29 protein-coding genes and 2 tRNA genes are annotated in these 23,349 nt (G+C 70.7%); 24 read left to right on the forward strand and 7 right to left on the reverse strand.

Annotation, left to right across the window (positions count from 1 at the left end; translation table 11 throughout):
- Window positions 1–4: 4 nt before the first annotated feature.
- The 3 genes from AUV07_RS09980 to AUV07_RS09990 all read left to right on the forward strand — a co-directional run bounded on the left by AUV07_RS09980 (window position 5) and on the right by AUV07_RS09990 (window position 818).
- Window positions 5–76: transfer RNA gene (locus AUV07_RS09980), tRNA-Thr, on the forward strand.
- Between the two features lie 32 nt (window positions 77–108).
- Window positions 109–182 (forward strand) — tRNA-Met (locus AUV07_RS09985).
- A gap of 156 nt (window positions 183–338) precedes the next feature.
- Window positions 339–818 (forward strand): hypothetical protein, encoded by a 480-nt coding sequence (locus tag AUV07_RS09990; RefSeq protein WP_062635749.1) that lies wholly within the window; start codon window positions 339–341, stop codon window positions 816–818.
- A gap of 9 nt (window positions 819–827) precedes the next feature.
- Here the strand turns inward: AUV07_RS09990 and AUV07_RS09995 are convergent, their stop codons facing one another.
- A complete protein-coding gene (locus tag AUV07_RS09995) occupies window positions 828–1,652 on the reverse strand; it encodes a CPBP family intramembrane glutamic endopeptidase (RefSeq protein WP_062635751.1) in 825 nt (274 codons plus the stop codon).
- A gap of 160 nt (window positions 1,653–1,812) precedes the next feature.
- Here AUV07_RS09995 and AUV07_RS17620 point away from each other — a divergent pair, with 160 nt between their 5' ends.
- The gene (locus tag AUV07_RS17620; protein ID WP_157524002.1) at window positions 1,813–1,974 is read left to right on the forward strand and encodes a hypothetical protein; all 162 of its coding nucleotides are present in this window, start codon (window positions 1,813–1,815) and stop codon (window positions 1,972–1,974) included.
- Between the two features lie 6 nt (window positions 1,975–1,980).
- Here the strand turns inward: AUV07_RS17620 and AUV07_RS10000 are convergent, their stop codons facing one another.
- Both AUV07_RS10000 and AUV07_RS10005 read right to left on the reverse strand, forming a co-directional pair.
- Window positions 1,981–3,645, reverse strand: coding sequence for an MDR family MFS transporter (locus tag AUV07_RS10000; protein WP_062635753.1), 1,665 nt, complete (start codon window positions 3,643–3,645; stop codon window positions 1,981–1,983).
- The gene (locus AUV07_RS10005; RefSeq protein WP_062635755.1) at window positions 3,645–4,256 is read right to left on the reverse strand and encodes a TetR family transcriptional regulator; all 612 of its coding nucleotides are present in this window, start codon (window positions 4,254–4,256) and stop codon (window positions 3,645–3,647) included. Before AUV07_RS10005 ends, AUV07_RS10000 begins: the two co-directional genes overlap by 1 nt.
- A 175-nt stretch (window positions 4,257–4,431) precedes the next feature.
- Here AUV07_RS10005 and AUV07_RS10010 point away from each other — a divergent pair, with 175 nt between their 5' ends.
- The 9 genes from AUV07_RS10010 to AUV07_RS10050 all read left to right on the forward strand — a co-directional run bounded on the left by AUV07_RS10010 (window position 4,432) and on the right by AUV07_RS10050 (window position 8,510).
- Window positions 4,432–4,869, forward strand: a complete 438-nt coding sequence (locus tag AUV07_RS10010) for an Asp23/Gls24 family envelope stress response protein (RefSeq protein ID WP_082802921.1) — start codon at window positions 4,432–4,434, stop codon at window positions 4,867–4,869.
- Complete coding sequence (locus AUV07_RS10015) at window positions 4,866–5,057, forward strand: DUF2273 domain-containing protein (RefSeq protein WP_025104398.1); 192 nt, start codon at window positions 4,866–4,868, stop codon at window positions 5,055–5,057. The genes AUV07_RS10010 and AUV07_RS10015 overlap by 4 nt, the downstream gene beginning before the upstream one ends.
- On the forward strand, window positions 5,054–5,395 hold the full coding sequence (locus AUV07_RS10020; RefSeq protein ID WP_062635757.1) for a hypothetical protein: 342 nt from the start codon (window positions 5,054–5,056) through the stop codon (window positions 5,393–5,395). Before AUV07_RS10015 ends, AUV07_RS10020 begins: the two co-directional genes overlap by 4 nt.
- Entirely contained in the window at window positions 5,392–5,958 is a 567-nt protein-coding gene (locus AUV07_RS10025; protein WP_062635759.1) for a hypothetical protein, read from the forward strand. The genes AUV07_RS10020 and AUV07_RS10025 overlap by 4 nt, the downstream gene beginning before the upstream one ends.
- Complete coding sequence (locus AUV07_RS10030) at window positions 5,955–6,653, forward strand: hypothetical protein (RefSeq protein WP_062635760.1); 699 nt, start codon at window positions 5,955–5,957, stop codon at window positions 6,651–6,653. Before AUV07_RS10025 ends, AUV07_RS10030 begins: the two co-directional genes overlap by 4 nt.
- A 14-nt stretch (window positions 6,654–6,667) precedes the next feature.
- A complete protein-coding gene (locus AUV07_RS10035) occupies window positions 6,668–6,841 on the forward strand; it encodes a CsbD family protein (protein WP_025104394.1) in 174 nt (57 codons plus the stop codon).
- 117 nt (window positions 6,842–6,958) lie between these two features.
- Complete coding sequence (locus tag AUV07_RS10040; protein ID WP_062635762.1) at window positions 6,959–7,525, forward strand: RNA polymerase sigma factor; 567 nt, start codon at window positions 6,959–6,961, stop codon at window positions 7,523–7,525.
- A complete protein-coding gene (locus AUV07_RS10045; RefSeq protein WP_062636074.1) occupies window positions 7,522–8,124 on the forward strand; it encodes a hypothetical protein in 603 nt (200 codons plus the stop codon). Before AUV07_RS10040 ends, AUV07_RS10045 begins: the two co-directional genes overlap by 4 nt.
- A complete protein-coding gene (locus AUV07_RS10050) occupies window positions 8,121–8,510 on the forward strand; it encodes a hypothetical protein (RefSeq protein WP_231868238.1) in 390 nt (129 codons plus the stop codon). Before AUV07_RS10045 ends, AUV07_RS10050 begins: the two co-directional genes overlap by 4 nt.
- A 17-nt stretch (window positions 8,511–8,527) precedes the next feature.
- Here the strand turns inward: AUV07_RS10050 and AUV07_RS10055 are convergent, their stop codons facing one another.
- Window positions 8,528–9,373, reverse strand: coding sequence for an SDR family oxidoreductase (locus AUV07_RS10055; RefSeq protein ID WP_062635764.1), 846 nt, complete (start codon window positions 9,371–9,373; stop codon window positions 8,528–8,530).
- Between the two features lie 93 nt (window positions 9,374–9,466).
- On the opposite strand from AUV07_RS10055, the gene AUV07_RS10060 reads away from it, so the two are divergent.
- The 7 genes from AUV07_RS10060 (at window position 9,467) to glmM (ending at window position 15,601) form a co-directional block, all read left to right on the forward strand.
- Window positions 9,467–9,832 carry a winged helix-turn-helix transcriptional regulator gene (locus tag AUV07_RS10060; RefSeq protein WP_062635767.1) on the forward strand — a complete coding sequence of 122 codons (366 nt, stop codon included), beginning with the start codon at window positions 9,467–9,469 and terminating at the stop codon, window positions 9,830–9,832.
- A 98-nt stretch (window positions 9,833–9,930) separates the two neighbouring features.
- Entirely contained in the window at window positions 9,931–11,469 is a 1,539-nt protein-coding gene (locus AUV07_RS10065; protein ID WP_062635769.1) for an APC family permease, read from the forward strand.
- Window positions 11,470–11,507: 38 nt separating this feature from the next.
- Window positions 11,508–12,356: a tRNA pseudouridine(38-40) synthase TruA gene (gene truA, locus AUV07_RS10070; RefSeq protein WP_025104387.1), complete on the forward strand. Its 849-nt coding sequence runs from the start codon at window positions 11,508–11,510 to the stop codon at window positions 12,354–12,356.
- 53 nt (window positions 12,357–12,409) lie between these two features.
- Entirely contained in the window at window positions 12,410–13,078 is a 669-nt protein-coding gene (locus tag AUV07_RS10075) for an endonuclease/exonuclease/phosphatase family protein (RefSeq protein WP_025104386.1), read from the forward strand.
- 191 nt (window positions 13,079–13,269) lie between these two features.
- Window positions 13,270–13,716, forward strand: a complete 447-nt coding sequence (rplM, locus tag AUV07_RS10080) for a 50S ribosomal protein L13 (RefSeq protein ID WP_062635771.1) — start codon at window positions 13,270–13,272, stop codon at window positions 13,714–13,716.
- A 26-nt stretch (window positions 13,717–13,742) separates the two neighbouring features.
- Entirely contained in the window at window positions 13,743–14,228 is a 486-nt protein-coding gene (rpsI, locus tag AUV07_RS10085) for a 30S ribosomal protein S9 (RefSeq protein ID WP_025104384.1), read from the forward strand.
- Window positions 14,229–14,242: 14 nt separating this feature from the next.
- Entirely contained in the window at window positions 14,243–15,601 is a 1,359-nt protein-coding gene (glmM, locus tag AUV07_RS10090; protein WP_062635773.1) for a phosphoglucosamine mutase, read from the forward strand.
- 35 nt (window positions 15,602–15,636) lie between these two features.
- Here glmM and AUV07_RS10095 read toward each other — a convergent pair whose 3' ends face one another.
- The 3 genes from AUV07_RS10095 to AUV07_RS10105 are packed head-to-tail and all read right to left on the reverse strand — an operon-like array spanning window position 15,637 to window position 18,847.
- Window positions 15,637–17,076 carry a hypothetical protein gene (locus AUV07_RS10095; protein WP_062635775.1) on the reverse strand — a complete coding sequence of 480 codons (1,440 nt, stop codon included), beginning with the start codon at window positions 17,074–17,076 and terminating at the stop codon, window positions 15,637–15,639.
- The gene (locus AUV07_RS10100) at window positions 17,073–17,876 is read right to left on the reverse strand and encodes a hypothetical protein (RefSeq protein ID WP_062635778.1); all 804 of its coding nucleotides are present in this window, start codon (window positions 17,874–17,876) and stop codon (window positions 17,073–17,075) included. The genes AUV07_RS10095 and AUV07_RS10100 overlap by 4 nt, the downstream gene beginning before the upstream one ends.
- Window positions 17,877–17,911: 35 nt before the next feature.
- The gene (locus tag AUV07_RS10105; RefSeq protein ID WP_062636078.1) at window positions 17,912–18,847 is read right to left on the reverse strand and encodes a Ppx/GppA phosphatase family protein; all 936 of its coding nucleotides are present in this window, start codon (window positions 18,845–18,847) and stop codon (window positions 17,912–17,914) included.
- 28 nt (window positions 18,848–18,875) lie between these two features.
- On the opposite strand from AUV07_RS10105, the gene coaA reads away from it, so the two are divergent.
- From coaA to alr, 4 genes are all read left to right on the forward strand, one after another.
- Window positions 18,876–19,829 (forward strand): type I pantothenate kinase, encoded by a 954-nt coding sequence (coaA, locus tag AUV07_RS10110; protein WP_025104380.1) that lies wholly within the window; start codon window positions 18,876–18,878, stop codon window positions 19,827–19,829.
- 63 nt (window positions 19,830–19,892) lie between these two features.
- Window positions 19,893–21,740 (forward strand): glutamine--fructose-6-phosphate transaminase (isomerizing), encoded by a 1,848-nt coding sequence (gene glmS / locus AUV07_RS10115; RefSeq protein ID WP_062635780.1) that lies wholly within the window; start codon window positions 19,893–19,895, stop codon window positions 21,738–21,740.
- Between the two features lie 105 nt (window positions 21,741–21,845).
- Window positions 21,846–22,205: a holo-ACP synthase gene (locus AUV07_RS10120; RefSeq protein ID WP_062635782.1), complete on the forward strand. Its 360-nt coding sequence runs from the start codon at window positions 21,846–21,848 to the stop codon at window positions 22,203–22,205.
- On the forward strand, window positions 22,202–23,308 hold the full coding sequence (alr, locus tag AUV07_RS10125; protein WP_062635784.1) for an alanine racemase: 1,107 nt from the start codon (window positions 22,202–22,204) through the stop codon (window positions 23,306–23,308). The genes AUV07_RS10120 and alr overlap by 4 nt, the downstream gene beginning before the upstream one ends.
- The last annotated feature ends 41 nt before the right edge of the window (window positions 23,309–23,349 follow it).

A 23,349-nucleotide genomic window follows, 5' to 3' on the forward strand; every position in this document is an offset into this window, starting at 1 on the left:
GCACGCCCCGATAGCTCAGTGGCAGAGCACTTCCATGGTAAGGAAGGGGTCGTCAGTTCAATCCTGACTCGGGGCTCGGAGTTCGCATCTGCGATGCGGATGCCGTGCGGCAGGGTAGCTCAGTTGGTGAGAGCGCACGACTCATAATCGTGAGGTCGCGGGTTCAAGCCCCGCTCCTGCTACTTGTGAAAACCCCCGGAAGCTTCCGGGGGTTTTGTCGTTCCCGACCTCTGTGCCGGGATACCGTCCTCGCCCCGCGCGGAGCGGCTTAGAGTGTGTGACGCGTCGGCCACACGGCCGACCACCGAGATGGCGGGCATCGAGAGACGAGGTCTCCTGTGTCTGCGCCCGATCGCCGTGCGAGCATCGTGTTCCGGGACGCGCGGCGGGCCCTGGACGAGGCGGTCGCGGAGGGACGCGGCCACTGCCTCGGGCTCGAGGCGCTCGCGCCGAGAGACTCCTGGGATGTCCTGGTCGCTGAAGGATACGGGCGGGCGCTGCTGACCGGCGCCCTCGTCGGGGCGCTCGACGGCCTCCATCGGTGCCGTGCGACGGTCGCTGACGTGCTGAGCTGTCCGGCAGTGCCCCTCGGGGTCGAGGTCGGACCGACGTCCCTCCGACTCGCCATGGGGTGGCTCGCGGACGGGCTGGCCGACACGGACGATGCTGCCGTGTCCCGCAAGGCGGTGGCCAGCATCGCCGACGACCTCATCGGCGCTTCCGAGGTTGCGCTCGCCGTCGGCGATGCGCACCGAGTGGCCGTGCTGGTCTTCGCGATCGCGGCCGTCGGCACCCACGCGGTCTGGTGTGCGATGTGATCCGGGTGGTCAACGCTGCGGGGCGAACGGTTCCCGCGGGGAGGCCCCGACCCGCCCGCGGATGAAGACCATCAGCACGAGGCCCACGACGACCACCACGATGTTCCCCAGAGCCGCGAACGCCGTCAGCCCACCCTCGGCGGGGTGCAGCGTCTGCAGGAAGATGCTCGGGTCGGTGCTGGCGTGCAGGAGGATCGGGGCGACGATGGTCCGGGTGACGCGGAGCGCGAGGTACATGCAGATGCCGAATGCGAAGGTGTACACGAGCTGGAAGAGCGTCGGGAACAGGTCCTGCCCGGTTAGCAGGTTCCCCGAGTGCAGCCCGGCGAAGATCGCCGCAGAGACCACCGCGACGACGAGTTCGCGCGCCCCCGCGTCCCGCATCATCTTCACGACGAGGCCGCGGGTGAGGACCTCCTCCGCGAAGCCGATGACGAGTCCCGCGAGCAGCCACGTCGCCACCACGTCCACCCCGACGCTGCCGTGCTCGATCGTGAGGAAGCGGAGGACGTTGAACAGCAGGACCGCGACGATCGCGATCCACATCCATCCCGCTCCCCGGATGGGCTGGCGCCCGAAGATCGGTCGCCACCACCCGACCGAGGCGATGAACGCGACCAGCAGGAGGCCACCGACGAGGATCGGCAGGACGTCGTAGACGAGGACGCCGGCTGCACTCGCCGGGTCGTCGACCTGCGCGGCCAGCGGGAGGAAGGCCAGCGAGAGCAGCTGATAGAGACCGTAGTACACGGCCGCGAGCAGGAGGGCGCGCCACCAGCCTCCGCGATCCCAGAAGCGCTGCCAGGCGGAACGGTGCGGTGCGGCGTCGGTCACGGGTGCTCCTCGGAGGGGGAAGGGGCGGACTGCTCCAGTCTGGTGGTTGCGTGCCGCACCCGGCGAAAGCGCTCGACGACACGCCGCGTGTCAACCCCCTCGGCCCTGGGAGCCCGCCCGCCGAGACTGGCCGTCCGGATCCCCAACGTCAGGAGGCGCCATGTCCGACACGTCGAACAGCCAGGACAACCAGGAGGAGATCGAGGCCATCGGCGTCGACCCCGACTTCGTCACCACCGATCACGACCCCGAGCCCGACGAGCTTCCGGCGACGGGCGGCGGGGAGGACGACGACGACGTCGACGTCGCCGACCTCCCCTAGCGCGGGCTACCTGCCCAGGGGCGCCGAGCCGGTCTCTCCCGGCTCGGCGTCCGCGCGTTCGTCGACCCGCCCCCCGGCGCGGAGCTCGGCCTCCAGGCGTTCGGCCTCCTCGCCGCTGATCGCCTCACCGCGGGCCACGAGCCCGGCCTGGTCCGACAGCGGGATCTGCTTGAGGAAGAGCGACAGGATCAGGGCGAGTGCGATGAAGGGCACGAGGTACCAGAACACCGGGGCGAGTGCGTCCGCGTACGCCGTGACGATACCGTCGCGCACCTCGTCCGGCAGGCTGTTCAGCGTGGCGGGGTCGATCGTGGATGCGGCTTCGGATGCGGCCTCGGGCGAGGCCCCGGCGCCGGCGAACACCCCGAGGAGGTTCTCGGTCAGGCGCGTGGTGAAGATCGTGCCGAACACCGCGGTCCCCAGCGAGGCGCCGACCTCGCGGAAGTAGTTGTTCGTGCTCGTGGCGGTGCCGATCTCGCCTGCCGGGACGGCGTTCTGCACGACGAGCACGACGACCTGCATGATGAGGCCGAGCCCGGCGCCGAAGACGAACAGGAACGCGCAGATCAGCCAGATCGGCGTCTCCGCCGACAGGGTGGTCATGGCGACCATCGCGATGCCGGTGATGATGGTGCCGAGGATCGGGTAGATCTTGTACTTCCCGGTCTTCGAGATCGCGATGCCGGAGAAGATCGAGGTCCCCATGAGGCCCACCATCATCGGGATCATCAGCAGCCCGGACGCGGCGGCGGACGTTCCGGACGACATCTGCAGGAACGTCGGGACGAAGCCGATCGCCGCGAACATGCCGATGCCGAGGACGAGGCCGATCGCGGTGGCGTTCACGAAGATCGGGTTGCGGAAGAGGCTGAGCGGGATGATCGGGTCCTGCACGCGCGACTCGGTGATGACGAACGCCGTCGCCGACACCACGAGCCCGGCGCCCCAGGCCCAGGTCGCCAGGGAATCCCAGCCGAACGCGGCGTCGCCGCCGAAGTCGGTGAAGAAGATGAGGCACGTCGTGGCCGCGGACAGGAAGAGCACGCCGAGGATGTCGATCGGCTTCTCCGCCTTCTTGCTGGGGAGCTTCAGCGCCACGAGGGCGATGAGGAACGCCGCGATGCCGACCGGGATGTTGATGTAGAACGCCCACTGCCAGGTCATGTGGTCGACGAAGAAGCCGCCGAGGAGCGGTCCGGCGACCGCGGAGAGGCCGAACACCGCGCCGAGCGGGCCCATGTACTTGCCGCGCTCGTTGGCCGGCACGATGTCGGCGATGATCGCCTGCGAGAGGATCATGAGCCCGCCGCCGCCGAGACCCTGGAGGGCGCGGAAGACGACGAACATCCAGAAGTCCGACGCGAAGGCGCAGCCGACCGAGGCGAGCGTGAACAGGGCGATGGCGACGAGGAACAGCGACCGCCTGCCCAGCACGTCGCCGAACTTGCCGTAGATGGGCATGACGATGGTGGTGGCGAGCAGGTAGGCCGTGGTGATCCAGACCTGATGGTCGACGCCGCCGAGCTGGCCGACGATGGTGGGCATCGCGGTCGACACGATCGTCTGGTCGAGGCTCGCGAGCAGCATGCCCGCGATCAGGGCGCTGAAGATGATCCAGATGCGGCGCTTCGTCAGGAGGAAGGGCGCATCCGCGGTGGCGGTGGCGGACATCAGTGGGCTTTCTGTGAAGGGGAGTAGAGGTCGCGCGCGAGGCGCAGCCGGCGGGTGATGAGGTCGGCGAACGGTTCGGTGGAGTGGTGGTGCAGCAGCTGCTCCATGCACAGGCGCACGAGCGCGCCGACGGAGTGGACGAGCACCTCCGCGCGCAGCTCCGCGTCCGGCTCCGCGCCGATGCGGCGGGCCACGAGGGCGATGTCGCGGCGCTCGTGCTTCTCCTGCTGCTCGAAGGCGGCCCGCAGCAACCGCGGCTCCTGCTCGATGACGGCGAACAGCTCCGCGGCGTGCTCGATGGGATCGAAGAGGGCGAAGCGCTCGATGGTGAGCTGCACGAAGTCGTCCAGGAGATCGCCCTCGCGGTCGAGGAAGGCCGCTTCGAGCTCCTCCTGGCGGGAGTCGATGACGGCGAAGCCGAAGACGGCGTTCTCCTTGCTCTCGAAGTAGTTGAAGAACGTGCGCCGGGAGACCCCGGCGTCGGCGCACAGCTCCTCGACGGTGAAGCCGGCGAAGCCCCGCTCGGTGGTCAAGCGGCGCGCGGCTTCGGTGAGCGCGCGCGTGGTCCGACGCTTGCGCTGCTCCCGTGTGGATTCTGCACTGTTCTTCATAAAGTGCAACTTTGCACTCTGAACCTTGGAGTGCACTGAGAGTCGCCGCCGAGAGGTGAGCCGAAATTCGTTCGGAGAAGTTTGTGACATTCTGTGCTCCCCGACCGTCTTAGTGGTGTCGTGAGAACACGGCCCGCGCGGGAACCGCGTGGTCACACGGATGAAGGAGCTCGAGATGGCGAACGTGACTGGGGGCACCCAGCCCAAGGCTCAGGTCGTTCCGGCGGCGCAGGGGGCGGCGGGGAAGACCACGATCGAGGATGCGGTGGTCGCGAAGATCGCCGGCATCGCGGCACGAGAGGTGGACGGGGTCTACGCGCTCGGCGGCGGCGCCGCACGCATGATGGGCGCCATCCGCGACGCCCTCAACACGACCGACCTCGCGCAGGGGATCAGCGTCGAGGTCGGCGAGACGCAGGTGGCCGTCGACGTGACGATCGTGGCGGAGTACCCCGTGTCCCTGCAGAAGGTGGCCGACCAGGTGCGGGCCGCGATCCACCGGGCCATGGTGGAGCTGGTGGGCATGGAGGTCGCCGAGGTGAACGTGACCGTCAACGACGTGCACATCCCCTCCGAGGACGACGACGAGGCTCCGGAGGCGCGAGTCCAGTGAACGCCTCGGTGATCGGCGGAGCTGCGGCGACGGTGCTCGCGCTGACCTGGATCGTCTGGGGGTTCTGGGCGTTCCTGCTCGTCACCCTCGCGATGCTCGTCGGTGCGGTCGTCGGCCGCATCGTCGACGGTCGCCTGGACGTGCGGGCGCTCGCCGACGTGGTGCGCGGGCGGCGATCGTCCTCATGAGCGTCGCAGTGACGGACGGGCCGACGACCGTGGCGGGGGCCACGGTCGTCGAGGCCCGGGCGCTGCATCGGCTCGCGCTGGGGATCGTCCGCGATGTCGCCGGAGTCGGCACGGGAGACGCGAGCGTCGACCTCGCCGACAGCCGCGGCGACCTGCGAGTCTCCGTGGCGGTCCCGGTCGTCCTGGGGAGCCGCGCGGGCGGTCCCGTGGCGGTCCGCGCCGACGCCGTGCGCGACGCGGTCGTCCGCGGGATGCGCGAGCTGGCGGCCCGCCGCGTGGGAGCGGTGGACGTGCGTTTCACCGGAGTCCGGCGTGAGGAAGAAAGGAGAGTGGCATGACGGCGAACACGACGACGTCGCGGCGACTGCTTCGTCGAGAGGCGAGGGCGACCCGCCGGGGCCCGGCGATCGCGCTCGCGGTCGTCCTCGTGATGCTTCTCCTCGCTCTGCTGGGCGCGGTGGTCGCCGGGACTCTCGACGCGGGGTTCCGCGCGCAGGTCACCGGATGGCTCACGCCCGTCACGGCTTCCGCCGCGGCGCCTGCGGTGATGATCGCCGCCGGGGCCGTGCTCGTGGTCGTGGCGCTGCTCCTCCTCGGACTCGCCGTGATTCCCGGTCGGCGGGCCCGTCGCACGCGGCTCGCCGCACGGGCCGCGCTCGTGATCGACGACGGGGTGCTCGCCGACGCCATCGCCGACGGCACCGCGCGCCGGATCGGCGTGCCACGCGGCCAGGTGCGCGTGACCGTCGGACGACGCACGGTGCTGATCCGGGTCACGCCCACGAGCGGGGTCCCGGTGGATGCGGCCGCCGCGGGAGACGCGGCCCTGCGCGTGCTGGACGAGACCGGATTCCGGCTCTCGCCGCGGGTGCAGGTGGCGCGGGAAGGAGTGATCGCATGACGTCGGCAGGGACCGTCGCGAACCGGATCGTCCTCCTCGGAGGAGCCGCGATGCTTCTGGGCGGGGGCGTCGTCCTCCTCGCTGCGGGACTGCGGGGCGCGGGGGCGCTTCCGGCCCCCGCCGAGGATGTGCTCGCCCAGGCCGACGGTGTCGTGGCGTGGTCGGGGGCCTGGGGCCTCGACATCCCCGGTGCGGGCTTCGTGCCGCTGTGGGCGCTCGCGGGGCTCGCCGCCGCGGTGCTGCTCGTCGTCCTCCTCCTCGCGTTCCTGCTCACCCGCAGGCCGCGGCGGGAGCGCACCCTTCTCCGGCTCGCCGGTGAGGGCGGCACGACCACCGTCGACCGGAGTGTGGCGGAGCAGCTGCTCGCAGCCCCCCTCGCCGATCGAGCGGACGTGCTGGCCGCCCGGGTGACGAGCCGGAAGATCGGCCGCGAGATCGCTCTCGGCCTCGTGGTCACTCCACGCCCCGGCGCGGCCCTGGGGCAGGTGCTCGCCGCCGCCGATGCGGTCGTGCAGGAGTGGGACGCCGTCACCGGGACGCGGATGCCGGTCGTCGTGCACATCGCCGACCGCGGCTGGCGGGAGCTCTTTCGCTCCCGACAGCGGATGCGCCGTTCGCTGGTGGCCGGACAGAGCGCGGCGGCGCGTGAGCCGCACAGCACACAGACATCGACCCCGACCGTCGGGGTCGTGTGAGGAAAGGAGGCGCCATGAGCGCGGAGGACAAGATCAAGGCCGCAGCCGAGAAGGTCGCAGGCAAGGCCAAGGAGGTCGTCGGCGAGGTCACGAACAACGACAAGCTCGTCGCCGAGGGCAAGGCCGAGCAGGCCAAGGGTGACGTCAGGAACGCGGCCGAGGATGTCAAGGACACGTTCACCAAGTGACGGAAGGGGAGGAGGCGCCCGGAGGGGCGTCTCCTCCGCCCGCGCGCAGGGGGTCGATCCGATCCGATGCGGCGCGGGCTCCGAATGCCTGGGGAACCGTGAACGAGGGGTGGGGGAATGGCAGCCGATCACTGGGGTGAGGCGCTGGAGCACGCCGGGGACCGTATCGTCGCCGGCCGTGCGATGGACGGCGACGTCGCCGCGTTCGCGGTGCTCGTGCGGAGGTATACGCCGATGATGAGGGCCTACACGCAGCGGATGCTCAACGCGTCGGCGGAGGTCGACGACATCGTGCAGGACGCGTTCGTGACGGCATGGCAGCGGTTCGCTGAGCTGGAGGACCCCGCGAAGGTCAAGAGCTGGCTCATGCGGATCGTGAGCCGCAAGGCGGTGGATCGGCTGCGCCGGACGCGCCCCGCGCTCGACGTGGACGAGATCGACCGACCGGCGCCGCCGCAGGCATCGCCCCATGCGGTCGTCGAGGCGAGAGCGGGCGTCGAGGCCCTCGGCGCGGCCCTGCGCGAACTCCCGGAGGCCCAGCGCGAATGCTGGGTGCTGCGGGAGCTGGCCGGGTACAGCTACGACGAGATCGCCGAGGAGCTCGGCATCCCCGTCAGCACGGTGCGCGGACTGCTGTCCCGCGCGCGACGGTTCCTGATCACACGGATGGAGGCGTGGCGATGACCGATCACCACGAGGACGACCAGCTGCGCCGCCTCGGCCTGGAGCCCGCCGACCTCGACGGGCACACGATCGAGGAGCTCAGCGACTACCTGGACGCCGGCCGCACTCCGCGGAATCCCGCCATCGAGGAGTCGCCGGGGTGCCAGCTCGCGCTCGACGCCCTGGAGAGGCTGCGCGGGCTGGGCAGCGCCCTGATGAATGAGGACGTCTCCTCCGCGCCTGCCGCGGACGAGAGCTGGGTGGAGAGGATCCTCAGCGGCATCGCGATGGACGCCCAGGCGGGGCGCCGCATCCCCTTCGCCTCCGATGATCCGGACGTGGAGCTGGCGATCACCGAAGGCGCCGTGCGCGGACTGGTTCGTGCCGCGGAGGAGACCGTCCCCGGCGTGCTGGTCGGCCGGTGCCGGCTGGAGGGCGACGTCACCGAGCCCGGAGCGCCGGTGCGGGTCGCGATCGACGCGAGCGTCCGCCTCGGCGACCCCCTCCGTCGCGTCGCCGACCGGCTGCGCGCGGAGGTGGAGGCCCGGCTGCGTCGTCATACCGAGCTGCAGGTCGTGGCCATCGATGTCGCGATCACCGACGTCAGGGAGGGGGCATGATGACCGGCACCGAGCTGTCGAAGGAGGAGCGCGCGGGTCTCGCGCTCCGGATCGAGGCGGCGCTGCGCGCCTGCTCCGGGGTGCGCGGCGTGTACCGATCGGGGTCGCTCGTCTCCCACCTCCTACGTGCGGGCGCGTCGGCGTGGGGGAACGAGCGCGGAGTCGAACCGATCGTGTCCGTCGCCGCCGGAGCGGACGGCGTGGCGGTGGAGGCGGCGATCGGCGTCGACGGGCGGGTGCGCAGCGTCGCGACGCTGCGGCATGCCCGTGACGCCGTGGACGCGGTGCTGCGGGCCGAGGGCCTGCGCCGCGGGAGCCTCACGCTGACCGTCGCCTACGTGCAGAGCGCCACGGAACCGGCGCCGGGGGAGCGCCGCCGTCCATGACGGCGGCGCTCCTCGCGTCACACCAGGGCGCGGAGCCCCTCGACGAGCGGAGTCGTCGGGCGGCCGATGAGGCGGCGGAGGGTGCCGTCGGTGTCTGCCAGGGCGCCGTCGCGGATGCCGGCGTCCAGGGCGACGACGAACCCGGCGGTGCCCTCGTCGAGGCCGGCGGCGCGGAGCGCGGCGAGCTGCTCGTCGGCGGAGAGCGGGACGAACACGACCTCGCGGCCCGTCACCTCGGTCATCGCGGCCGCGAGGTCGGCGTAGGTCCATGCGACGTCCCCGCCGAGCTCGTAGACCGCACCAAGATGTCCGTCCTCGGTGGCGACGGCGGCGGCGGCCTTGGCGTAGTCCTTCCGGCTGGCGGAGGCGACGCGACCCTCTCCGGTGCCGGCGCTGAGGGTGCCGGTCTCCGCTGCACGAGCGAGGTCGGCGGCGTAGTTCTCGGTGTACCAGTTGTTGCGGAGGATCACCGCGGGAAGGCCTGCAGCCGCGATGAGCTCCTCGGTGGCCTTGTGCTCGGGAGCCAGGACGAGGGAGCTTGTAGTGGCCTTCGGAGCGCTCGTGTAGACGAACTTCGACACCCCGGCATCCTTCGCGGCCTCGATGACCGCCTGATGCTGCGCGACGCGCTGGCCCACCTCCGAGCCGGAGACCAGCACGACGGTGTCCACGCCGTCGAGCGCCGCCGCGACCGAAGCCGGGTCGGTGTAGTCGAGACGGACGACGGGCACGCCGAGGTCGGCCCCCTTGGCGAGATCGCGGGCGCCGGCACGGATCGTCTGCGGGTCGACGCCGCGCGCGAGCAGGGCGGCGACGATGAGGCGGCCGAGGTGACCGGTCGAACCGGTGACGAGGATGGTCATGGGAGTCCTTTCGTTGCTGACTCCCCGGACAACCCTGGCAGCCGTGCTCCGCATTCCTTTCGGCGGGTACCCACTTTTCGGTAAGGTACCCACATGGCGGTGAGTTTTGCGCAGATCCGGGGTTCCCAGCCCGCTCTCTTCGACCAGGGATGCGGCACGCGCGTCATCCTCGACCACATCATGAGCAAGTGGGGCGTGCTCGTGCTCTCCTGCCTCTCCGACGGCACGCGGCGCTGGGGCGAGCTGCGTCGGGAGGTGGACGGCATCAGCGAGAAGATGCTCGCGTCGACCCTGCGGACCCTCACCGACGACGGCCTGGTGCACCGGGAGTCGCTGCCGACGGTGCCGCCGCATGTCGAGTACAGCCTCACGCCGCTCGGGCGTGACCTCATGGAGCGGATGCTTCCGCTGATGGAGTGGGTGGCCGCACACGCCGAGGGAATGCTCGGTCGCGACTGACCCACGGAATCCTTCGCGTATCTGAACGCGACGCATGGATTCCGTTGCAGAAACAAAAAGATTGACGGGATACCGCGGCGAGCCGTACTGTTCAGGACATGGCAACGACGCCCATCCACCTTGAACGCCCCGACGGCAAGGGCCTGGCCGCAGGCACCCTCGGCCTGTGGGGCTCCACCGTCATCGGGCTCGCCTCCACGGCCCCCGTCTACTCGCTCGTGGCGACGCTCGGCTTCGTCGTGCTCGCCGTCGGCGCGCAGGCGCCGATCGCCTTCATCATCGCCTTCGTGCCGATGCTGCTGATCGCCTTCGCCTATCGCGAGCTCAACAACGCCGTCCCCGATTGCGGCACCACGTTCACCTGGGGCACCAAGGCCTTCGGGCCGTGGGTGGGCTGGATGGGCGGCTGGGGCGTCGCGGTGGCCGGCATGGTCGTGCTCGCGAACCTCGCGCAGATCGCCTCCGTGTACTTCTGGTCGCTGATCGGGCAGGACCTCGAGAACAACGACTGGCGCGTCGTCGTCGTGGCGGTGCTCTTCATCGCGGCCATGACCTGGGTGAGCTGGCGCGGGGTCGAGATCGGCGAGCGCATCCAGAACGTGCTCCTCGCGATCCAGTACCTCGCGCTGGCGGTCTTCATCGTGGCCGCCCTCTGGCAGTTCTTCACGGGCGACGCCCCCGCCGCCACCCCGTTCTCGTGGGAGTGGCTGAACCCCTTCGGCTTCACCGACTGGTCGGGCTTCACCGAGGCGATCCTCCTCGCGCTCTTCATCTACTGGGGATGGGACACCTGCCTCGCCCTCAACGAGGAGACGAAGGACCCGAAGCGCATCCCCGGCCGCGCCGCGGTGCTCACGTGCGTCATCCTCCTGGTGACGTACGTCGCGGTGACGATCGCCGCGATGATGTACGCCGGACTCGGCGAGGACGGCACGGGACTCGGCAACGAGGCCAATGCCGACGACTTCTTCCTGGCCATCAAGGACGGGCTGCTCGGACCGTTCGGCTGGGTGCTCGTGGTCGCGGTCATCATCTCGGCGATCTCGTCCACCCAGACGACCATCCTCCCGACCGCCCGCGGCACGCTCGCGATGGGCGTGTACCGGGCGCTCCCGGCGAAGTTCAAGGACGTGCACCCGGTCTACAAGACGCCGTCGTTCTCGACCATCGTCATGGGCGTGGTGGCTTCCCTGTACTACGTCGGCATGACCCTCATCAGCGACAACATCCTGCAGGACTCGATCCTCTCGCTGGGCCTCGCGATCGCGTTCTACTACGCCATCACCGGTTTCGCCTGCGTCTGGTACTTCCGTGCCGACCTGCGCCGCTCGACCCGCGACCTGTTCTTCAAGGGCATCTTCCCGCTGCTCGGAGCGCTGCTGCTGACCGGCGCGTTCGTGCAGTCGGCGATCGACATGTGGGATGTCGACTACGGCTACACCGTGCTCTTCGGCATCGGCGGCACGTTCGTGATCGGCATCGGGTCGCTGGCGATCGGCCTCGTCCTGATGCTCCTCTGGTACCTCTTCCCGCGGTCGAAGCGGTTCTTCCGGGGCGAGAGCCTGAACCGTGAGACCGAGGTGATGGTGCCGGAGGAGCCGGGCGCGATGATCCGCTCGGTCGACGGCGGCATCTGAGGCGCAGGGTGCGCGCGCGGCTGTCCTAGGCTGGCCTCGTGCGCATCCGGCTCGACATCGCCTACGACGGCACCCATTTCCGCGGGTGGGCCACGCAGCCCACGCTCCGCACGGTCCAGGGGACGCTGGAGGCGGCGCTCGCCCGGATCGTCGGCTCCGACGTGCGGTTCGTCGTCGCCGGACGGACGGACGCCGGCGTGCATGCGAGCGGACAGGTCGCGCACGTGGATCTCGACGAGGCGCAGTGGGCCCGGATCCAGGCACGACACGGCCGCGCCGCCGAGGATCCCGCGGGCAGCATCGCGGCGCGCATGCGCGGGGTGCTCGGCGCCTACCCCGACGTGACGGTCGTGCGCTCCTCCCTCGCCCCCGAGGGCTTCGACGCGCGCTTCTCCGCCGTCTGGCGGCGCTACCGCTATCGCCTGGCCGACGACCTTGCCGGCTATGACCCGCTGCGGCGTCTCGACACCACGACGATCCGCGGCCGGTTGGACGCCGAGGCCATGGACGCCGCCGCCCGGACCCTCATCGGTCTGCACGACTTCGCCGCCTACTGCAAGCCCCGCGAGGAGGCCACGACCATCCGCACACTGCTCGACTACCGGTGGCAGCGGGACGCGGACGGGGTGCTCGTCGCGGAGGTGAAGGCGGACGCGTTCTGCCACAGCATGGTGCGGGCCCTCGTCGGCGCCTGCGCGGCGGTGGGGGAAGGGCGCCTCGACGTCGGCGACCTCGTCGTGCTCCGCGATGCCCTCACGCGGACCAGCGAGTTCAAGGTGCTCGCCGCCCGCGGGCTCACGCTCACCGAGGTCGGATACCCCGCCGACGACCTCCTCGCCGCGCGGGCAGCCCAGACCCGCGCCCGCCGGGACCACGAGACCGACTGATCGTCCGGATCCGGAGCCGGGGCACAGATGGGGCGGGTAGCGTGGGGACGATCATGAAGGTCATCTCCTACAACCTGCGCAAGCACCGGGCCGCCGGCGAGCTCGCGGCGCTCGTCGATGAGCATGATCCCGACATCCTCTGCCTGCAGGAGTGCGACGTCCCGGAGCTGCCGGACCGGATCGGCGGTCTCGTGCTGGCGGATGCGACGCAGGGCAACCGCCTCGGACTCGCGCTCTTCTATCGCGAGAGCACCTACCGTCTGCAGGGCATCCGCACGCTGGGCCTGAAGAAGTCGCTGCACGATCGGATCGCCAAGCCGGCGCACGAGCGCGTGCTCGGCGCGCGCCTGCGCGACATCGACGACGGCGGCGAGTTCATCGTCGCGTCCTTCCACGCCGCGCCCCTGACGGCGTTGAACTCGCTGCGGCGGCATCAGATCCGTGCGGCGCTCGCCGAGCTCGCGACGCTGGGCGAGGGGCTGCCGCAGCTCATGGTGGGGGATTACAACTACCCCGTGTTCAAGGAGAACCTCGGGCAGGCCGTGCGCGACCAGGGCTACGCGCTCTCCCTCAGCGACGACCACACCTACACGCGCTACCGCGTCTTCCGCGGGCACTACGACTTCGCGACGTCGTCCGGCTTCGAGATCGAGCGCATCACCACGCTGCCGCAGCGTTCCAGCGACCACCGCCCGATCCTCGTGACGGTCCGCCCGGACTGAGTCCGGGCGCCGGCGGGTTTGGGAATGCCGTTCCGGTGGCGTATGCTGACTCTTTGGTACCCTTCCCTGTCCTGCGGGGAAGACGCACATCCGAACGTGAGCCCTCCACTGGCGTGTTCCTCCCCGTAGGGAAGAACCACCCCGGAGTGGGATTCACGAACACCTCCGTTCGACAAGAAAGCAGCACTATCGTGACGCGCACTTACACCCCCAAGGCTGGCGAAGTCCAGCGCGACTGGGTCGTCATCGACGCCACCGACGTCGTTCTCGGCCGTCTGGCTTCGCACGCGGCGACGCTCCTGCGTGGCAAGCACAAGCCGACCTTCGCCAACCACATCGACTCGGGTGACTTCGTCATCATCGTGAACGCCGACAAGGTCGCGCTCACCGGTCAGAAGCTCCAGAAGAAGATGGCGTACCGCCACTCCGGTTTCCCGGGTGGCCTCAAGGCCGTCAGCTACGCCGAGCTCCTCGAGAAGAACCCGGTCCGCGCCGTGGAGAAGGCCATCCGTGGCATGCTCCCGAAGAACAGCCTGGGCCGCCAGCAGCTGTCGAAGCTGAAGGTGTACGCCGGTGCCGAGCACCCGCACGCCGCGCAGCAGCCCCAGCCGTACACCCTCGACCAGGTCGCCCAGTAAGCGCCGTACAGACTAAGGACATACTCGTGGCTGACATCCAGGACTCCACCGAAAACCTCCAGAACTTCTCGACGTCGACCCCGGAGACCGACGCGGTCGAGGCGGCTCCCCGCCCCGTGCTGAGCGTCCCCGGCGCCGCTGTCGGCCGTCGCAAGCAGGCGATCGCCCGCGTGCGTCTGGTTCCCGGCTCGGGCACCATCACGGTCAACGGCCGCACGCTCGAGGACTACTTCCCGAACAAGCTGCACCAGCAGCTCATCAACGACCCGTTCACCGCGCTGAACCTCGCCGGTGCCTACGACGTGATCGCCCGCATCTCGGGTGGTGGCGACTCCGGCCAGGCCGGCGCGCTGCGTCTCGGCATCGCCCGTGCCCTCAACGGCATCGACGCGGAGAACAACCGTCCGACCCTGAAGAAGGCCGGCTTCCTCTCGCGCGACGCTCGCGTCAAGGAGCGCAAGAAGGCCGGACTCAAGAAGGCCCGTAAGGCGCCTCAGTACTCGAAGCGTTAAGGTCCACTGCTCCGATGCCGATCTTTGGCACGGACGGCGTGCGAGGACTCGCCAATGGCATCCTCACCGCCGACCTGGCGCTCACCCTGGCCCAGGCGACTGCTGTCGTCCTGGGCCAGGGCCGTACGGCGGAGGCTCGCAAGGCCGAAGGCAAGCGACTCACCGCCGTCGTCGCCCGTGACCCTCGGGTCTCCGGGCATTTCCTGACTGCCGCCGTCGCCGCGGGGCTCGCCTCCTCGGGCGTCGACGTCCTCGAGGCCGGGGTGATTCCCACGCCGGCGCTGGCATTCCTCGTCGCGGACCGCGACGCCGACTTCGGCGTGATGATCTCCGCGTCGCACAACGCGGCGCCCGACAACGGGATCAAGATCTTCGCCCGCGGCGGACGCAAGCTCCCTGACATCGTGGAGCAGCGCATCGAGGAAGCCATGCACGGCGAGATGCTGCGTCCGACCGGGGCCGGTGTCGGCCGCATCGACCGCTTCTCGGACGCCGAGGACCGCTACGTCGTCCATCTGCTCGCCTCGCTCCCGCATCGTCTCGAGGGCATCCACGTCGTGCTCGACTGCGCTCACGGCGCCGCCTCCGGTGTCTCGCCGGAGACGTTCCGCGACGCGGGCGCCGAGGTCACGGTGATCGGTGCCGACCCCGACGGCTGGAACATCAACGACGGCGTCGGCTCGACCCACCTCGACAACCTCGCCGAAGCCGTCGTCCGGCTCGGCGCCGACGTCGGCATCGCGCACGACGGCGACGCGGATCGCTGCCTCGCGGTCGATGCGCAGGGCAACGTCGTGGACGGCGACCAGATCATGGCCATCCTCGCCGTGTCGATGAAGGAGCGCGGTCGCCTCACCGACGACACGCTCGTGGCCACGGTCATGAGCAACCTCGGCCTGCACGTCGCGATGCGCGAGCACGGGATCACGGTGCGGCAGACGGCCGTCGGCGACCGCTACGTGCTCGAGGACATGAACGCCGGCGGTTACGCCCTCGGCGGCGAGCAGTCCGGACACGTCATCATGAGCGAGTACGCCACCACCGGCGACGGCCTGCTCACCGGTCTGCATCTGGTGGCCGAGATGGCACGGCAGGGGAAGTCCCTCGCCGAGCTCGCGTCCGTCATGACCGTGTACCCGCAGCTGCTGATCAACGTCCGCGACGTCGACAAGGATCGCGTCGCCGATGACGAGGTCGTGCAGCAGGCGGTGCGCGACGTCGAAGCCGAGCTGGGAGACACCGGGCGTGTGCTGCTGCGCAAGTCCGGCACCGAGCCGCTCGTGCGGGTCATGGTCGAGGCGGCCGACTCCGCGTCGGCGCGGGCCCACGCCGAACGACTGGCTGCCGTGGTGCAGGAGCGCCTCGCCCTCTGACCCGCGGTGCGGGTCCGGTCACCGCCGCTCCCTTCTCAGGGCGCGGCGCAGATCCGGTACACGCCCGCGTCCACGAGCGTCTCCGTGGTGCAGCGTGCGGCGGTGAGGCGGGGGGTGTCGGCCATCGCCGGCGCGTCGTGAAGACCGAGATGCGCGCCGGAGAGGACGACGGGCGCGACGGCGATGCCCCACGGTTCCGCCGCGATCCAGGCGATGTCGTTCTCCCGCACCCAGTCGGCGAGCGGTGCGACGGCCTGTCGCTGCTGCTCCAGGGTCAACGGGCGAGGGGCGGACGCACTCGTGACGTGGACCGCGGCTCCCGCCGCGACGATGAGCGCGAGGACCGCCGCGGCGGCTTTCGCCCACCCACGATCCACCACCCGTGTCGCGGCCCAGACAGCCACGGCGGCGAGGACGGGGAAGAAGGCGAGGATGCCCGGCGCCGGGTGTCGGACCCACAGGGGCAGTCGCGAGGCCGTGGCCCACCATCCGACGAAGGCGAGAGCGCCCACGCCGGCGGCGAGAGCATAGGCGATCACCACGCGATCCGCTTCCCGCGAGGAGCGCCAGCGGCGGATCACGCCGGTCGCGGCGAGGCCGAGCGCGATGGCGGCGCCGACGAGCGCGACCCACGCGGGAAGCGACCACGAGTCGGCCAGCGTGGCCAGCTTCTGGATGAGGGACGTCCCCGCGTCTCCCTGTCCTCCGCTGCGGACGAACCGGATGAGCTCGCGGACGTGCTCGATGAAGGCCGCGGGGCCGAGCGAGAGCAACGCCGCGAGCTCGAAGAGCGCCGTCGGCAGGGCGACCAGAGCCAGCGGCAGCCAGGAGCGGCGCAGCGTCCTCCGGATCCGCGCCCAGCCCGATCCCTCGGCCAGCACGCACAGGGCGACGGCGAAGGCGGGCAGCGCCAGCAGGGCGATGAGCTTGGACTGCACAGCGAGACCGACCAGAAAACCGGCGAGCCAGGGCCGGCGCTGCAGGACCACCAGCGCCCAGACGAGCAGAGCGGCGGCAGGGATCTCGCCCAGGAGGTCGGCCGGACCCTGGATCGGCGACACTCCGGCATCCGCCGTGAACGCGAGCGGGACGGCCGCCGCGAGCAGGCTCGCTGACGGTCCGGCGATCCGCCACCCCAGGACAGCCGAGCCCGCCACCAGCAGGGCCCAGAAGGCGAGGGGGACGAGGCGCGCCGCCAGCACCGGGTCCATCCCGGTGGCGAGTATGGCGGACACAGGCAGAAGCACGACCGGTCCGGTGGAGATCCGTGGGTCGAACGGCGTGATCGTGGAACCGGAGAGGGCGCCGTCGCTCGCATAGCCGAGGCCCGCGAGGAGGTTGCGGGGGACGGTCAGATTGAACGCCTCGTCCTCCCAGAACGGACGGGTGAGCAGGCTGTGCCAGACGACCACGACGTGCCCGGCCAGCAGGGCGGCCGCGGCCACCCAGAAGAGGAGGGTGCGAGCCCGGCTCATGATCCCACGTGCTCCGGTCGCGGCAGGTGCCGCAACGGAGCAGACGGACGGAGGGAGAGCTGCCAGGCCTCGGCGAGAGCGGCGCGCACGAACGTGCGGAGTCGCTTGGGCGGAAGGGAGATCCCGCCCGCTCGGCCCCACATGGTTCCGGTGCTCGATGCGCCGCGGCGCGGAATGCTCTCCACGCGCAGATAGCGCACGCGGAAGCCGCCCCGGGCTTCCGCGAGGGAGAAGTGCACGTGCGGCACCGTGGCGTCCGCAGGCACGGCGTCGATCAGCACGCGCAGCGCCTCCGGTCGGTAGGCCCGGAGGGGGGTGTTCACATCGGGGATGCGCTGGCCGGCGGCGACCGCGATGAGAAGCCCGACCGCGCCGGTGAGGACCCTGCGATACCACGGGTCGGTGCGGCCGTCCCGTACCCCGTGCACCACATCCGCGTGCTCCGACATGAGCGCCTCGATCAGGCGGGGGAAGTCCGCGCCATGGAACTGGCCGTCGCCGTCGACGTGCACGAGGACCTCCGGATCGACGGAGAGGCCGGCGCGGTAGGCCGCGAGGGCCGTCGGGCCGTGGCCACGATTCACGGCCTGCACCTCCACCACCGTGTCGGCGACCCCGTAGGACGCGATTCCGGATTCCGCGACCCACCGGGCCGTCACACCCACGAGACCCGTGACCTTCGACGACACCGTCGCCGGCAACCAGACGGTGAAGCCCACGAACAGCAGGTACGCCGCCAGAGCGAACCGCGCCGCTGCGGTGCCGCGACGGAGGCGGCGAACGGCGAGGGTCGAGGTCATGGCGTCATGCTATCCACGCCCCCGGAGCGCGCCTCTCAGGATCGGCCGCCGTGCTGCTCGATGTACCGCAGCAGCACCCCTTCGCGCAGTGCCCACGGCGACACCTCCAGCTCCTCCACGTCGAGCGCCGTCATCGCCGCGTGCAGCGACACCGCCGCTGCGACGATCTGGAAGGTGCGGTCGGGGGTGATGCCGGGAAGCTCCTGTCGCGCCGATGCCGGCAGACGCGCCAGGCGGGGGATCCACGACCCGAGGGCCGCGCGCGGCAGCAGCATCCGTTCGCTCCCCGACCAGCCGGGGACGGGGTAGCCGACCAGACGCGCGAGGGAGCGGATGGCCTTGGACGATCCGACGACATGGTCAGGACGGGGGAGCGCCGTGAACGCGGGGACGACGGAGGCCAGCGTCGTCGTCGCATGCGCGCGGAGCCGGTCCACGTCGTCCTCGCCGGGAGGGTCGTGCGGGAGGAAGCGCACCGTCATACGTCCCGCGCCCAACGGCACGGAGGCCGCCGCATCCGGGAGTTCCTCGGCGCCCGCGGCGATCTCCAGCGAGCCGCCGCCGATATCGAGGAGCAGGAGCTGACCCGCCGACCACCCGAACCACCGGCGCACGGCGAGGAAGGTGAGCTCCGCCTCAGTCTCTCCGTCGAGCACCTGGAGCGGCTGGCCCAGCACGGCCTCGATACGGCCGATCACCTCCTCGCCGTTGCGCGCATCCCGCACGGCGCTCGTGGCGGTGGCGAGGAGTGCGTCAACGCGTTCCGCTTTCGCGACGCGGCGTGCCTGGGCGACGGCCGCCTCCAGGGCGCGCACACCCTCCTCCGCGATAGCCCCGTCGGGGTCGAGGTAGCGCATGAGGCGCAGCACGGTTCGGTCGCTCGTGGTCGCGAGTGGTCGTCCGCCGGGGCGCACGTCGGCCGCGAGCATGTGGACGGTGTTCGATCCGATGTCGATGACTCCGAGGCGCACGGGATGAGGATACTCGCGCGCGGTTACGATGGACGACGTGACCACCGTCGACCCCACGCTGCCGCTGTCGCCGTACCGGGAGATCGGGCGCGCGGAGTGGGCGCGTCTCGCCGCGGGACTCGACCAGCCGCTCACCGAGACCGAGGTCGTCGAACTCCGGGGCATCGGCGACCGGCTCGACCTCACCGAGGTGCGCGAGGTCTACCTCCCGTTGAGCCGGCTGCTGAGTCTGTACGCGAGCGCGACCAAGCAGCTCGGCGCCGCGACCTCGACGTTCCTGCAAGAGGACGACACCACGACGCCGTTCGTCGTCGGCGTCGCCGGCTCCGTCGCGGTGGGCAAGTCGACGATCGCCCGGCTCCTCCGCGAGCTCATGAGCCGCTGGCCGGGGACGCCGCGGGTGGAGCTGGTCACGACGGACGGCTTCCTCTATCCGAACGCCGAGCTGGAGCGTCGCGGCCTCATGGACCGCAAGGGCTTCCCCGAGTCGTACGACCGCCGGGCGCTGATCCAGTTCCTCACGGAGGTCAAGAGCGGGGCCCCGGAAGTGCGCGCGCCGTTCTACTCCCACATGCGGTACGACATCGTCCCGGACGCCCACGTGGTGGTGCGCCGGCCGGACGTCGTGATCGTCGAGGGGCTGAACGTCCTGCAGCCCCCGCCGGCGCCGAACGACGTGGCCGTGAGCGATCTCTTCGACTTCTCGATCTTCGTGGACGCCGACACGGCGCACATCGAGAAGTGGTACGTCGACCGGTTCCTCGCCCTGCGGCAGGGTGCCTTCAGCAACCCGAACTCGTACTTCAACGTGTTCGCGCACCTCACGGACGAGGAGGCGATCACCACTGCATTGGGATACTGGAACGAGATCAACATGCCCAACCTCGTCGAGAACGTGATGCCGACTCGGCATCGGGCACGGCTCGTGCTGCGGAAGGGTGCGGATCACGACGTGGAGAGCGTGCTCCTGCGCAAGCTCTGAGCGCTCGCGGCGGCGTCCGATTGTTCGGACGGCTCGCAAAAAATGCCGCTTACCCTTATCCGCATGTGTGGAATCGTCGGATACGTGGGCCCGCGGCCCAGCCAGGACATCCTTCTCGCCGGCCTCGCCCGGCTCGAGTACCGCGGCTATGACTCCGCGGGCATCGCCGTGATCGACGGCGAGGGGACGCTGGGCATGCGCAAGAAGGCGGGCAAGCTCGCCATGCTGCGCGACTCGCTCGGCGACGCCCCCCTCGCCGACGGCACGACCGGCATCGGCCACACCCGCTGGGCGACGCACGGCGGCCCGACCGACGTCAACGCGCACCCGCACCTCGCCGACGACGACAAGCTCGCGGTGATCCACAACGGCATCATCGAGAACTTCGCGGCCCTGCGGGACGAGCTCCTCGCCGACGGCGTCGCCTTCCGCAGCGAGACCGACACCGAGGTGGCCGCCGCCCTCCTCGGTCGCGAGTACGCGGGCAACGGCGGCGATCTCGCCCTCGCCTTCCGCACGGTGGTGAACCGCCTCGAGGGGGCCTTCACGCTCCTGGCCATGCACCAGGACCACCCGGGGCTCGTCGTCGGCGCCCGCCGCAACTCGCCGCTCGTGATCGGTCTGGGCGAGGGGGAGAACTTCCTCGGCTCCGACGTCGCCGCCTTCGTCGAGCACACCCGCAAGGCGCTGGCGATCGGTCAGGACCAGATCGTCTCGATCACCCCGGACGCGGTGACCGTGACCGACTTCGCCGGGACGCCCGTCACCGCAGAGCCCTTCGACGTCTCGTGGGACGCCGCCGCCGCCGAGAAGGGCGGATGGTCGAGCTTCATGGCCAAGGAGGTCGCGGAGCAGCCCGAGGCGGTCGCGAACACCATCCGCGGACGCATCCGCGACGGCCAGGTCGTGATCCCGGAGCTGGACGGCCTCGACGACCTCTTCGTCGGCATCAACCGCGTCATCATCACGGCGTGCGGCACGGCCTCCTATGCCGCGCTCGTCGGCAAGTACGCGATCGAGCAGTGGGCCCGCGTGGCCGTCGACGTCGAGCTCGCCCACGAGTTCCGCTACCGCGACCCCGTCATCGGCGCCGACACGCTCGTGGTCTCGATCAGCCAGTCCGGCGAGACCATGGACACGCTCATGGCCGTGAAGTACGCCCGGGAGCGCGGTGCCCGCACGCTGTCGGTCTGCAACACCCAGGGCGCCACCATCCCGCGCGAGTCCGACGCCGTCGTGTACACCCACGCCGGCCCGGAGGTCGCCGTGGCCTCGACCAAGGCGTTCTCCGCCCAGATCACGGCCCTGCTGCTGCTCGGCCTGCACATGGGCCGCGTCCGCGGTGTCGTCGCCGACGCCTCCACGGACGTCGAAGAGCTCGCCGCGCTGCCGGAGAAGGTCGCGAAGGTGCTGGAGAGCGAGCACGAGCACGTCTCGCAGCTCGCCGGCTGGATGGCCGACACCCGCTCCGTGCTCTTCCTCGGTCGCCACGTCGGCTATCCGATCGCGCTCGAGGGTGCGCTCAAGCTCAAGGAGATCTCCTACATCCACGCGGAGGGCTTCGCCGCCGGAGAGCTCAAGCACGGTCCGATCGCCCTGATCGAGCCGGGACAACCGGTGTTCGTGCTCGTGCCGTCGCCGCGGCACTCCGCGCTCGTGCACTCCAAGGTCGTCTCCAACATCCAGGAGATCCGCGCCCGTGGCGCCCGCGTCATCGTCGTGGCGGAGGAGGGCGACGCCGCCGTGCTGCCCTTCGCCGACGAGGTCATCCACATCCCGCTCGCCGGTCCCATGTTCGAGCCGCTGCTCGCCGTGGTGCCGCTGCAGATCTTCGCGATGGCGCTGGCCACCGCGAAGGGTCTCGACGTGGACCAGCCGCGCAACCTCGCGAAGTCCGTCACGGTGGAGTGACCGCCGACCCACCCCCTTGTGTTCCTCCCACCCCTCTGCGTGCGCACGCAGAGGGGTGGGGCGCACGGAGAGGGGTGGGTGGGCAAGCCCGAGTAGGCTGAACGCGTGATCATCGGCACCGGCATCGACCTCGTGGACATCCCGAGGTTCGAGCGCACGATGACCCGTACCCCTCGCCTGCGCGAGCGGCTGTTCGCCCCGTCCGAACGGGAGCTCCGGCTACCGTCTCTGGCCGCGCGATATGCTGCGAAGGAAGCGCTGATCAAGGCCCTCGGCGGCTCCGACGGGGTGCACTGGACCGAGATCGAGATCGCCTCGGAGGCCTCCGGAAAGCCGCATTTCGTGCTGTCCGGATCCACCGCCACGGTCGTCGAGGAACGCGGCATCCGCACGCTGCACCTCACCCTCACCCACGATGCCGGCCTCGCCGCCGCTTTCGTCGTCGCCGAAGGAGCCCCGCTGTGACCGTCCCGTTCCGCGAGGCCACGATCGACCTCGATGCGATCGCCGACAACGTGCGGCACTTCCGTCGGCTCACCGGAGTCGAGGTGCTCGTCGTCGTCAAGGCCAACGCCTACGGCCACGGCGCCGCCGCGACCGCCGTGACCGCGCTCTCCGCCGGTGCGACACGGCTCGGCGTGGCCGAGATCCCGGAGGCGCTGGAATTGCGGCGTCAGGGCGTGCACGCGCCCGTGGTGGCCTGGCTGCACGCCCCGGGGGAGCGGTTCCGGGAGGCGGCTGCGGAAGGGGTCGAGGTCGGCATCTCGTCGTACGACCAGCTGCAGGCGGCCGCCGCCGCCGCTTCCGCGGACCGCCCGGTCGCCGTGCACCTGAAGCTCGAGACCGGGCTGTCGCGCAACGGCATCGCTCCCGACGACTGGGGGACGGTGCTCGCCGAGGCCGCACGGCTGGAGCGCATCGGCCGCCTGCGCATCGTGGGCCTCTTCTCGCACCTCTCCAACGCCTCACCGGCCGACGACCGCGCCGCGCTCGCCCGGTTCGAGGAGGGGGTGGCGCAGGCCGCGGCGCTCGGCGTGCGTCCGGAGATCCGCCACATCGCCGCCACCGCCGCCGCGATCGACCTGCCGGAGACACGGCTGGACGCCGTCCGCATCGGCATCGGCACGTACGGCCTCTCGCCTTTCGACGACCGCTCCTCCGCGGACCTGGGTCTGCGCCCGGCCATGACCCTGCGCGGGGCGGTGGCGGCCGTCCGTCGTGTCCCCGCCGGCACCGGGGTCTCCTACGACTACGTGCACCGCACGGACCGCGAGACCACCCTGGCGCTCGTGCCCCTCGGTTATGCCGACGGCGTGCCCCGCAGCGCCTCCGGACGCCTGCCCGTGTCGATCGGAGGGCGCCGCTACACGAACGTCGGACGGATCGCGATGGACCAGTTCGTCGTGGACGTCGGGGATGCGCCGGTGGGTGTCGGTGACGAGGTCACCCTGTTCGGGGATCCGACCCTCGGCGTGCCGTCGGCCACGGAGTGGGCGGAGGCCGCCGGCACGATCGGCTACGAGATCGTCACCCGCATCGGTCACCGGGTGCCGCGGAGGACGACGTGAGCTTGGATCCCGCGTTCCTCGGACGCCGCCGGATCTCCACC

This window comes from Microbacterium sp. CH1, from assembly GCF_001595495.1.
Classification (GTDB): Bacteria; Actinomycetota; Actinomycetes; order Actinomycetales; family Microbacteriaceae; genus Microbacterium.